Source organism: Microcoleus sp. w2-18bC1, from assembly GCF_036700365.1.
Classification (GTDB): domain Bacteria; phylum Cyanobacteriota; class Cyanobacteriia; order Cyanobacteriales; family Microcoleaceae; genus Microcoleus.
The window spans coordinates 1-10,740 of record NZ_JAUBOS010000107.1; the positions used below are offsets into that span (position 1 = coordinate 1).

The 10,740-nt window shown below is 46.5% G+C and carries 8 protein-coding genes and 1 pseudogene; 4 read left to right on the forward strand and 5 right to left on the reverse strand.

Going from position 1 to position 10,740, the window contains the following annotated elements; genetic code table 11:
* Window positions 1-425 precede the first annotated feature (425 nt).
* Window positions 426-2,609 (forward strand): polyphosphate kinase 1, encoded by a 2,184-nt coding sequence (ppk1, locus tag QT979_RS27765; protein WP_333085610.1) that lies wholly within the window; start codon window positions 426-428, stop codon window positions 2,607-2,609.
* Window positions 2,610-2,815: 206 nt separating this feature from the next.
* Here the strand turns inward: ppk1 and QT979_RS27770 are convergent, their stop codons facing one another.
* Both QT979_RS27770 and QT979_RS27775 read right to left on the reverse strand, forming a co-directional pair.
* Window positions 2,816-2,986, reverse strand: coding sequence for a hypothetical protein (locus QT979_RS27770; protein WP_015176488.1), 171 nt, complete (start codon window positions 2,984-2,986; stop codon window positions 2,816-2,818).
* A gap of 203 nt (window positions 2,987-3,189) precedes the next feature.
* A complete protein-coding gene (locus QT979_RS27775; protein ID WP_333312267.1) occupies window positions 3,190-3,690 on the reverse strand; it encodes a hypothetical protein in 501 nt (166 codons plus the stop codon).
* 79 nt (window positions 3,691-3,769) lie between these two features.
* On the opposite strand from QT979_RS27775, the gene QT979_RS27780 reads away from it, so the two are divergent.
* Together QT979_RS27780 and QT979_RS27785 are read left to right on the forward strand one after the other, a co-directional pair.
* Complete coding sequence (locus tag QT979_RS27780; protein ID WP_333216611.1) at window positions 3,770-4,321, forward strand: DUF2854 domain-containing protein; 552 nt, start codon at window positions 3,770-3,772, stop codon at window positions 4,319-4,321.
* A gap of 211 nt (window positions 4,322-4,532) precedes the next feature.
* On the forward strand, window positions 4,533-5,615 hold the full coding sequence (locus QT979_RS27785; protein WP_333312268.1) for an FAD-dependent monooxygenase: 1,083 nt from the start codon (window positions 4,533-4,535) through the stop codon (window positions 5,613-5,615).
* Window positions 5,616-5,870: 255 nt separating this feature from the next.
* On the opposite strand, the gene QT979_RS27790 is transcribed toward QT979_RS27785, so the two are convergent.
* Both QT979_RS27790 and exaC read right to left on the reverse strand, forming a co-directional pair.
* On the reverse strand, window positions 5,871-6,239 hold the full coding sequence (locus QT979_RS27790) for a DUF779 domain-containing protein (protein WP_333312269.1): 369 nt from the start codon (window positions 6,237-6,239) through the stop codon (window positions 5,871-5,873).
* Window positions 6,240-6,384: 145 nt separating this feature from the next.
* Window positions 6,385-7,905 carry an acetaldehyde dehydrogenase ExaC gene (gene exaC, locus QT979_RS27795; protein ID WP_333312270.1) on the reverse strand — a complete coding sequence of 507 codons (1,521 nt, stop codon included), beginning with the start codon at window positions 7,903-7,905 and terminating at the stop codon, window positions 6,385-6,387.
* Between the two features lie 447 nt (window positions 7,906-8,352).
* Between exaC and QT979_RS27800 the strand changes: the two genes are divergently transcribed.
* Window positions 8,353-9,555: a phytochelatin synthase family protein gene (locus tag QT979_RS27800; RefSeq protein WP_333312271.1), complete on the forward strand. Its 1,203-nt coding sequence runs from the start codon at window positions 8,353-8,355 to the stop codon at window positions 9,553-9,555.
* Window positions 9,556-9,960: 405 nt separating this feature from the next.
* Here QT979_RS27800 and QT979_RS27805 read toward each other — a convergent pair.
* Window positions 9,961-10,740: pseudogene (locus QT979_RS27805) on the reverse strand (WD40 repeat domain-containing protein); the annotation flags it as partial.

Sequence of the window (10,740 nt, forward strand, 5' to 3'; positions counted from 1 at the left end):
TTCCGCCATTCTGTTAGAAAATAAACGCTCAAATCCCCGCTCTATCTACAGTTAAAAATTTGGCTCTCACTTTTATTGTCCCAGAGTGACAGAAGAGGATTAAGATACTGTCCAGTGTCAGGAGCAAACCAGTCACCGTTCGGATCTAGGGAGCTAATCTACGCTACAGACTCATTAAGGTCTCAGGGACACGCCAGCTTCACCTGACCGAAGCAGATAGACTTTTTCATCGTCTTCCACCAGACTACTCTGAACATACAAGGGACACGGCAGTGCCGTATCCCTACACATATTGCGTACCAGACCCTCGCGGATGACCGACAAAAACGTGCGATCGACCAAAAGCAGATGCGAACAAATCCTTTAACCTACAATACTATTTCTAGAGATGCCATCACCGAGCCTCCCAAAGACTCCCTCAAACCATGCCGAAGCCAAAAAAGACCCCCGCCAAAACCTACACTGAAATCAACCTCAGCGATCCTCAATATTACTTCAACCGAGAACAAAGCTGGCTAGAATTCAACAACCGCGTACTCCACGAAGCCCTCGACCCCCGCACGCCCCTTCTCGAAAGGCTCAAATTTCTAGCTATTTTTAGCTCCAACCTAGACGAATATTTTATGGTGCGGGTAGCCGCCCTCAAACAGCAAGTACAAGCAAAAGTCAGCAAATTGACCTCCGACGGCAGCACGCCTCAAGAACAGCTAGATGCCCTTAACCAGCGGCTTTTGCCAATGGTTTCTCAGCAACACGCCTATTTTGAGCAAACCCTGCGGCCGAAACTAGCAGCAAGCGGCATCTACATTCTTGACTACATTGACCTCAATCAAGAACAGCGCAATTACTTGCATCGCTACTTCAAAGAACAAGTATTTCCCGTACTCACTCCCCTAGCAGTTGACCCCAGCCACCCATTCCCCTACCTTTCCAATCTCAGCCTTAATTTAGCAGTAGTAGTCAGGGACCCCGACACGCGGGAAGAATTATTTGCCCGCGTTAAAGTACCGCAGGTTTTGCCGAGGTTTTTGCCACTACCGGGGGATTTACAGTGGCAGCAGAGGGGCAAATCTCCGGTTTGGACTGGCGTGCCCCTAGAACAGGTGATTGCCCACAATTTAGAAGCTTTGTTTCCGGGGATGGACATTCAGGAATATCACCCGTTCCGCATTACTCGCAATTCCGATTTGACGGTGGAGGAAGATGAGGCGGAGGATTTGCTGCTGGCAATAGAACAGGAACTCCGCAAGCGTCGGTTTGGAGGTTCTGCGGTGCGGATGGAAATTCAAGCGATTATGCCGCCTGCGCTGCGAGATATGCTGATGGAGGAGCTGGATCTCGGTGAGCAAGATGTTTACGTCGTAGAGGGGCTGCTAGGCCTCAAGGATTTGATGTCTTTTGTGGGGCTTCCCGTGCCGGAACTGAAAGACCCACCTTGGACTCCCGTTGTGCCGCCCCGTTTGCGGAACTCGGAATCGCCAATGATTTTAGGCAAATTGATGTTGGATGCTGACGAGGGCGAGGATATTTTCACCGTCATCCGGCAGGGGGATTTGATGCTACACCATCCCTATCACTCGTTTGCGGCGACGGTGCAGCGGTTTATTACTGAGGCGGCGCACGATCGCTCCGTGTTAGCGATTAAGATGACTTTATACCGCACTTCTGGAGATTCGCCGATCGTCAGCGCCTTAATTCAAGCAGCGGAAAACGGCAAGCAGGTAGCCGTTTTAGTAGAGCTTAAGGCTAGGTTTGACGAAGAAAATAATATTAATTGGGCTCGCAAGTTAGAACAAGCGGGAGTCCACGTAGTTTACGGTTTGGTGGGACTCAAAACCCACACCAAAATTGTGATGGTAGTGCGTCGCGAGGAGGAATTCATCCGTCGCTACGTCCACATCGGCACAGGCAATTACAATCCTAAAACAGCCGGACTCTATACCGATGTGGGTTTGTTGAGTTGTCGCGAGGATTTGGGATCGGATTTGACGGATTTGTTTAACTATTTGACTGGTTATTCGCGGCAGGTATCTTATCGAAAATTATTGGTGGCACCGGTCAATATGCGCGATCAATTTTTAGCTTTAATCCGCCGCGAGGCAGAATTCTGCCGCTTGCAGGCCGAAGGCGGCATCGGTAGCTGTGGCCGCATTGTCGCTAAAATGAACGCTTTAGTTGACCCTCAAATCATTGTTGCTTTGTACGAAGCTTCGCAAGCGGGAGTTAAAATTGATTTGATTATTCGGGGGATTTGCTGTTTGCGTCCCGGCGTTGAAGGTGTTAGCGAAAATATCAGAGTTATCAGTATTATCGGCCGCTTTTTAGAGCATTCTCGGATGTTTTATTTTTTCAACGGTGGGGACGAAGAGGTGTATATTGGTTCTGCTGACTGGATGCAGCGCAATCTCACAAGACGGGTTGAGGCCATAGTTCAAGTGGAAGACCCGACAATTGCCAAGGAATTGCAAGAAATTTTGGGGGTAATGCTGGCTGACAACCGCCAAGCTTGGGATTTGCAGTCTGGGGGACACTACTCTCAGCGGCGGCCGCCTGCTAATTGCCCGGAAGTGAGTTCTCAGCAAATTTTGATGGATATGGTGATGAATTGATCAGTTGTCAGTTGTCAGTTGTCAGTTGTCAAATTTGCAGTTAGCAGTGGTCGGTTCTTGTTAGCTATTAAGCTGTACTGCATTTAATTTTGACTTTGTGGGCGGGATCTTCTGCCCACCCCACAAGATTTTTACTAACATAACTATCCAAATTAAATGCGCGACAACTAATGACTAATGACTACTGACTAATGACTACTGACTACTTAACTGTTAAAAGTACGCTTGAATTCTTCTAATAGATCGTCAATTTCTTCGATCGCCTGACTCACATCTATTCTCAGGGCTCCCAAGTCCGATCGATCTAACAGCCGCACGAGGGATTCCCGCTTGCTCTCGATTTCTGCTACGCGCTCTTTGATTGTTTGTGCATCCATGGTTTTTTGCCTTTGCTAGTATCAACAAAAATATTTGACATTTCCCTCTGCCAACAGACGGAGATTCTTAATTCACCGACATACCTTTTTGGGCAAATCCTTCACTGTTTTTATATGGGAAGTGATGAATCTGCTCAGGTTTTTTTGTGTCTGTGTTATAGTTTGATTGTACATCAAAACTTCAGCCAAACTTCAGCCACATTTTAGCGCAAAAAAGGCGGACGTTTGGTATCTGCAGGTTTATTTTTCATCATTCCAGCTAAAAATCGCTTCAGGGCCTTCTCCCGGTTTTTCATAAAAGCAGTCCAAAATCCCGGTTGATATTCATCCATCGTCTTGGCTAGGGCCCAGACATCGATCGCTAAGATATTATAAAGCCTTTCATCTTCGCGTTTGAGCGAGTTAATCTGCTCCAGAACCGCCTTATTTGCTCCAGCAGTTTGTTTGTCTTCGTCTTTAATCATGTCCGAAAAATGGTTGAAAGGGCAAGAGTGTCGATCGCGATCGCCACTCTGTATACTTTGATGATACTGCCGATCTCGATTGCCTTCTGGAACCAACGCCGCGCAATTAACACGGATATTTACCGATGGCGCGCCCGGGCGAGTCCGGCTGGATAAGCTTCTGAAGCTAGAGACAAGACTGTGGATGCACACCGCTCCCGCGCTCATAGATGCTAGCAGTTTTTGCTGGTCTTTTGGCAAAAAAACTAAATTTATTCAAGACTTTTTGACAGATAATAATTAAAGTATATTGTTGATTTCAGCTAACTACCTCACTAATATGTTACGCAAAATTTCTTTAGCAAACCTAGCCTTAGTTGTTGGCGGTATTATAGCAGCAGTCGGGTTTGGAGCCTACTTCACAGACAGACCTACCCTGAACCTAGCCGGTTTTTTTTATGGAATTCCGCTGTTGCTGGGAGGTTTGGCTCTGAAAGCAGCCGAACTCGAACCAGTAGAATTCACCGAACCTACTTCTGCTGAAGTTCTCCTCCTGCGAGAAAGTCAGGCCACAGATACTCAAAACCAAGTCCGCAAAGATGTCACCCGATTTCGCTACGGCCAACCCGCGCACTTAGATGATGCTTTGGAGCGCCTGGGCCTGGCCCCAACAGACGAGGAACGGCCCCTCCTGCAAGGGTTGCGGGAAGTTGATGTTGACGGTGCTTATGGGTTAATTTTAGAGTTTTATTCACCGCTAATGCCGATCGACTTATGGGAAGAAAAGCAAGAAAAAATAGCTACTTTTTTTGGGCCCGGTTTGCGCGCACAAGTGACTCAAAAGGCTGGTGACAAAATTGAATTGGCTCTAATTAAAAATACTCAAGCTTAAAGTCTTCTGAAGTTTTGAGTGCAGAAATTTTGAAGTAGCCAATTAATAATTAATGCTGCACCGGCTCAGATACTGATTTTAGCGGCAGCGTGAAACCTGTCGCTATCAGCAAAAGCTCAATCCGCAATTGAGCGATAGCCAAAATTGGATTTTCCTTAATTACAATAGTGGTTGAGAACCGATCGGCAATCTTAAATCAGGAGAAGCACAAATGGTTTCGTCCCAGAGTAGGATAGGTATTATCGGCGCCGGATCATCAGGAGTTTATCTAGCAATTTTGCTGATCCAACAAGGATTTCAAGTTACCTTGTTTGAAAAAGCACCCCATGCGCGCACCGATGGCTGTGGTATCCTGATCGTGCAAGCAGGTATGGAAGCGCTGCATCAAGGAAACCCTCAAATTAGCCAGAAAATTATTAACTCAGGCGCTCCGGTTAAATTATTCGAGTTCCGCAACCTCCACGGCGATGTCATCAATTCTGAACCCGTCACGTATGAGGAAAATGAACTCCCAGGAATGCTAGTACACCGCAAAGCTATTTTAGAAGCACTCCTGGAGGAGTTACCCCCTGACACTATTCGTTTTAATGCTGAATTATTGTCAATCTCCCAAACCGAGCATAGCGCGATCGCGCACTTTAAAGATGGCAGTCACTGGGAAGGAGATCTGTTAATTGGTGCCGATGGAATAATTTCTAAGGTTCGTCAATTTGTGGTTCCGGGTGTAGAATTGTGTTATTTAGGTGATCTAGTATGGCGAGCAATTGTAACAGATAATAACTTCTGTCCAGAAGGAAACTATTTGCTTTATGTACGCGAACGAGGAATTTATGCCAATTTTGTTAATCTTGGTGCAAATCGTACTCATTGGGGTTTCTTTCTGGAAAAGGATCTGGCCGATTTTGAAGTAGGCAAACTACAACCAACTAATATCATTATTCCTCCCCAAGAGTTGGCAAAACTCCCAGAGGATGCGCGAAATGTGATTGAGTCAACCCCTTTGGAAAATATTGTCTGTCGTTATTCCTATGACATTGATCCCCTGCCTCAACTATATGATGGCCGTGTTATCTTAATTGGTGACGCGGCTCACGCGAAAAGTCCGACACGCGCTAGAGGTATGACTTCAGGTTGGGAAGATGGTTTGTCTTTATCACGACATCTCATGTCTAGTGCTAATATTGCAGAAGCTCTGGCAAATTTTCAAGCTGAAAGATTACCGATTGTCCACGAATACCAACGCACTAGCCGTGAAATTAGTCAGCAAATCAGGGCAAACGCCTCTAAATCCTGAAAGCTTTACGCTATCAGGGGTTTAATTTTGGGCAACCAAACTCAAATCATGGGTGAAGCCTTTGTCTAGCAAGTATTCTAAAAATAAGATGCGTTTGCCCTCGTTAGAAAATTGGTGGTCGTTAGCCCAGGCGAGAAACTTAGATAAAAATTTAAATAAAATAGGTTTTTTCGCTCCCATGAAAGAAACGGGGTTTCAGGCTTAAGCAAACTCATGTTTTTAGAGAAACTGCAGGCAAGTTCAGGATAAACAGAGTTACTCAGCATTAACAAACAAGCGAGAGCGAGTAATAAAACGCTCTCCATCCGGCCCTTCCAGGGAGAAATCACTGCCTCCGGGCCCCGATGCCACGTCTATAATCAACTGCGTGTGCTGCCAATATTTGTATTGCTGCGCTGCAATATAAAAGGGGCAACCGCCTATTTCGCCGAGTAATACGTCACCATCACCGATTATCAATTCCCCGTTGGGAAAGCACATGGGGGAACTACCGTCGCAGCAGCCGCCGGATTGGTGAAACATCAATTCTCCGTGTTGAGTTTTGAGATGGTTAATTAATTTTAAAGCGGCTTCTGTTGCCGTGACTTTTGCGATCGTTTCCATTGCAGTCTCTTTTTGTAGCAATTATTTTTCGTTTTTGAATCAGCTTTTTTTAATGAACCGCAGAGGGCGCAGAGGGCGCAGAGAAGGAGAGGAAAGAGAAAAAGAAGGAGTTCACGAATCATTGAAGTTTGTCCTTCTTCCTTTTTCCTTCCCAACGACTAAAACTTTAGAAAAAACCTAAAGTTTTCGGGCTGTAGCTGACTAACAAATTCTTAGTTTGCTGGTAGTGATCCAACATCATTTTGTGATTTTCGCGGCCGATACCAGACGATTTGTAGCCGCCGAATGCTGCGTGGGCTGGATATAGGTGATAGCAGTTTGTCCACACGCGGCCTGCTTGAACGGCGCGGCCCATGCGGTAGGCGGTGTTGATGTCGCGAGTCCAAACTCCGGCACCTAAACCGTAGAGAGTATCGTTGGCAATTTCTAATGCTTCGGCTTCGTCTTTGAAGGTGGTTACTGCTAATACTGGGCCGAAGATTTCTTCTTGGAAAATTCGCATTTTGTTGTTTCCTTTGAAGACTGTTGGCTGGAAATAATAGCCGTCCTGCAAGTCGCCGGATAAGATGTTTCTTTCGCCGCCAATGAGACATTCTGCGCCTTCGGCGTGACCGATTTTGACGTATTCGGCGATTTTTTCCATCTGGTTGATGGAGACTTGCGCGCCGAGGGCGGTTGTCGGATCTAAGGGGTTGTCTTGTTTGATTTGGCGGATGCGATCGATCGCCCTTTCCATGAATCGATCGTAGATTGACTCCTGAATTAAGGCGCGGGAGGGACAGGTGCACACTTCTCCTTGATTAAACGCAAACATGACTAATCCTTCCACTGCTTTGTCGAGGAATTCGTCGTCTTGGGCGCAGATATCTTCAAAGAAAATGTTGGGGGATTTGCCGCCTAGTTCTAGGGTGACGGGGATGACGTTTTGGGAGGCGTATTGCATGATTAGCCTGCCGGTGGTGGTTTCGCCGGTGAAGGCGACTTTGGCAATCCGGGGACTGGTGGCGTGGGTTTTGCCGATTTCGGCGCCGATCCCGTTAATGATGTTGATTACGCCGTCTGGTACTAAGTCGGCGATGATTTCCATCAGTACCAAGATTGAGGCGGGGGTGGGGCCTGCTGGTTTGAGGACGACGCAGTTGCCGGCGGCGAGGGCTGGGGCGAGTTTCCAAGCTGCCATTAATATCGGGAAGTTCCAGGGTATGATTTGTCCGATGACGCCTAGGGGTTCGTGGAAGTGGTAGGCGACTGTTGTTCCGTCGAGTTCGCCGATCGACCCTTCTTGAGCTCGGATGCAGCTTGCGAAGTAGCGGAAATGGTCGATCGCCAGTGGTATGTCTGCGAGGCGGGTTTCGCGAATTGGTTTACCGTTATCCCAGGTTTCGGCGATGGCGAGGCGATCGAGGTTTTCTTCGATGCGATCGGCTATTTTGTGTAAAACCCGCGCCCTGTCTGCTGGGGAAGTCTTACCCCACTTGTCTTTCGTGGCGTGGGCGGCATCCAGTGCCAATTCTACATCCTCGGCGGTCGATCGGGGGATTTGACAAATTGATTTTCCTGTTATTGGAGACAGGTTTTCCGAGTATTTCCCTTTCACTGGTGGCACCCACTTGCCGCCGATAAAGTTGTCGTAGCGAGTTTGAAAAATCGACTGACTGCCGGATTGAACAGGTGCTGCTACTACCATTTTATTACCTGATTAAAAATTGTTTTCGCGGACGCTTGAAATCTCTTGCATATCAACTATCGTCTATTTTCCTGAAGGTCGGTCAGTTCATATACAAAATTTTACAGTTTTCAAATATTTTGCATTTACTGTAGGGGCTGGTTGAAAAACCATCTCAGGCGAAAACCAACAATCTCCAAAACCCACTCCCACCCAACTGTAAATACTATTAATTATCCGAGCTGCATACTGCTCAATATGTGGGAAATTGCCGAATTATTTCATCACCTTGATGCCTAGCCGTCGGAAATAGTCACGTTTTTTAAATTTGCACCCCGAAAGCGAAATCTTCGCAGCGTTTTATTGCTAAAATTGAAAAAATAGTTAATAAGTGCATTCATCATTATCAATGTGACGAGCTTGCATAATATCTATTAGCACCATAAGCAATAAGGGTTAAAACACTCAATGTCTGCTCAAGGGTTTTATCGTCGTTCACTCCCCGATTCTGCTATTGCCTTTTCCTCCATAGAGGGAAAGCAAATATTTCGAGAAGCGTTGGCATTGGAAGGTATGGAAGGGTATTTCGCTCTAGCGGAACAGTTTCATACTCAAGCAGAACCCGCTTTTTGTGGATTGGGTAGTTTAGTTGTTGTTCTTAATGCCTTATCCATCGATCCGGGTCGCATTTGGAAAGGGGTGTGGAGATGGTATGGAGAGGAATTTTTAGACTGTTGCTTACCTCTTTCAGTCATTAAAGAAAACGGTATCACCTTTGATGAATTTGTCTGTATAGCACGTTGCAACGGTGCTGTTGTAAAACCTAACCGTTACCACCAAAGCAGCTTGGAAAACTTTCGGCAAGCAGTTGAGAAAGTGACTAGGGCGTCAGGTGATATTCATCTAGTTGTTTCCTACAGCCGAAAGGCCTTGGGACAAACGGGTGATGGTCACTTCTCACCAATTGGTGGCTATCATCCACAGCGGGATCTAGTTCTTCTGCTGGATGTTGCCCGTTTCAAATATCCACCTCACTGGGTTTCTCTCCCTTTGTTATGGCAAGCATTTGAACCTGTCGATCCCGTCACTAATCTATGTCGAGGTTATATTGTATTGCAGAAGAGTGAAAGGTTGCCAGAAACGTTCTTTCATGTTGCTTGTGATTTACATCAGTGGCGTAGTGTTGCTACTTACTTTGCAGAAATACTCCCAGACATTCTGAGAAAAGAGCAACCTGATTCAATTGCTTCAGTTGTCAGTACCATCCTGCACCATTTGCCTGTTGAATTCACAACTATGGTGCATACCTCGTCAGAGACGGCAGAGACACTTGAGAAATTACGGGCAGCTATTCAGTTAAATTCACTGTTTGATATTGTTCACCAATGCTTGTCAAGCGATGACTGGGATGCAATGTCTGTTGTAGGGAAGTGGTCGCAACAGCCATTCGTAGCAGAGATAATAACAGCAATATTACTCTCCTGTCCCGAAACGCTCTATGCAACTCTCAAACCCGAGTTACGACGGTGGTTTAGTGAGGTGCGCCACCTTGAGAAACTACTCCCTCCCTTGGATCTAGAGATATCTAGATTGAGAGAACAAATGTCAGCACTCCAGGAGTTTTACACTTTATATTCAAAGGAACATCAGTGCAATATCCCTCAGAGTTAGCACCTACCGCCTTTTGAGTTCCCCAAACCTCGACTAACTACAAAAGTGAAAATTAAATAGCAAGATTTAATAATCCCATGCTGGTGCAGGTTGTGGAGGAAGATTCGTCGCGAAATATTAGGGTTGTGACTGATGCGAGTGAGGAAGGGACAACGAAAAAAGTGGAAGTGGTGGTGAAAAAAATGTAATGCTAACATCTGGCTGGCTGGCGGTTTTTGCCTAAATTCTATTGGATTGACTCTTGGCTAAGGTAATCAGCACACATCTCTTTATCTTCTTCTGTCACTTTCGGGTTGGTTCTAACAATAGTCCGGACAGTTTTCAATCACTAACGGTAGAATGAGGGTTTCAGCCTTCTCAGTGAGGTCGAATGCTAACGGTAGAATGAGGGTTTCAGCCTCGATCTCAAAAACTGTCCGGAGTATTGGTTCTAAGATAATCCCTAATCCAATTGCAACCGAATGCCATTAGTTTATCGAAATCCCAAGTCCACAGTTTGATGGTTTTGTCACCACTAGCGGAAGCCAAAGTTTTGCCATCGGGACTAAAGGCGACGCTATAGACCGGATTCCTATGCCCGGTGAGGGTAGCGATGGGTTTTTGGCTTTCGAGGTGCCACAGTTTGATGGTGTTGTCACTGATTGCAGAAGCCACAGTCAACCCATCGGGACTAAAGGCCACACTCAAGACCGAATTGCTATGCCCGATGAGGGTAGCAATGGGTTTTTGGCTTTCGAGGTGCCACAGTTTGATGGTGTAGTCACTGCTTGCAGAAGCCACAGTCAACCCATCGGGACTAAAAACAACGTTATAGACCGGATTGCTATGCCCGCTGAGGGTAGCGATGGGTTTTTGGCTTTGCAGGTTCCACAGTTTGATGGACTTGTCGCTGCTTGCAGAAGCCAAAGTTTTTCCATCTCGACTAAAGGCGATGCTCCACACCGAATCGCTGTGTCCGCTGAAGGTAGCGATGGGTTTTTGGCTTTCGAGGTTCCACAGTTTGATGGTCTTGTCGCTGCTTGCAGAAGCCAAAGTCAAGCCATCTGGACTAAAGGCGACGCTCAAGACCGGATTGCTATGCCCGGTGAGGGTAGCGATGGGTTTTTGACTTTCGAGGTTCCACAGTTTGATGGTCTTGTCGCTGCTTGCAGAAGCCAAAGTCAAGCCATCTGGACTAAAGGCGAC

Coding starts and splice junctions, on each gene's coding strand:
- QT979_RS27770 (WP_015176488.1), bottom strand. CDS start 2,986: ATGGATGCACAAACAATCAAAGAGCGCGTAGCAGAAATCGAGAGCAAG.
- ppk1 (WP_333085610.1), top strand. CDS start 426: ATGCCGAAGCCAAAAAAGACCCCCGCCAAAACCTACACTGAAATCAAC.
- exaC (WP_333312270.1), bottom strand. CDS start 7,905: ATGGTAGTAGCAGCACCTGTTCAATCCGGCAGTCAGTCGATTTTTCAA.
- QT979_RS27800 (WP_333312271.1), top strand. CDS start 8,353: ATGTCTGCTCAAGGGTTTTATCGTCGTTCACTCCCCGATTCTGCTATT.
- QT979_RS27780 (WP_333216611.1), top strand. CDS start 3,770: ATGTTACGCAAAATTTCTTTAGCAAACCTAGCCTTAGTTGTTGGCGGT.
- QT979_RS27785 (WP_333312268.1), top strand. CDS start 4,533: ATGGTTTCGTCCCAGAGTAGGATAGGTATTATCGGCGCCGGATCATCA.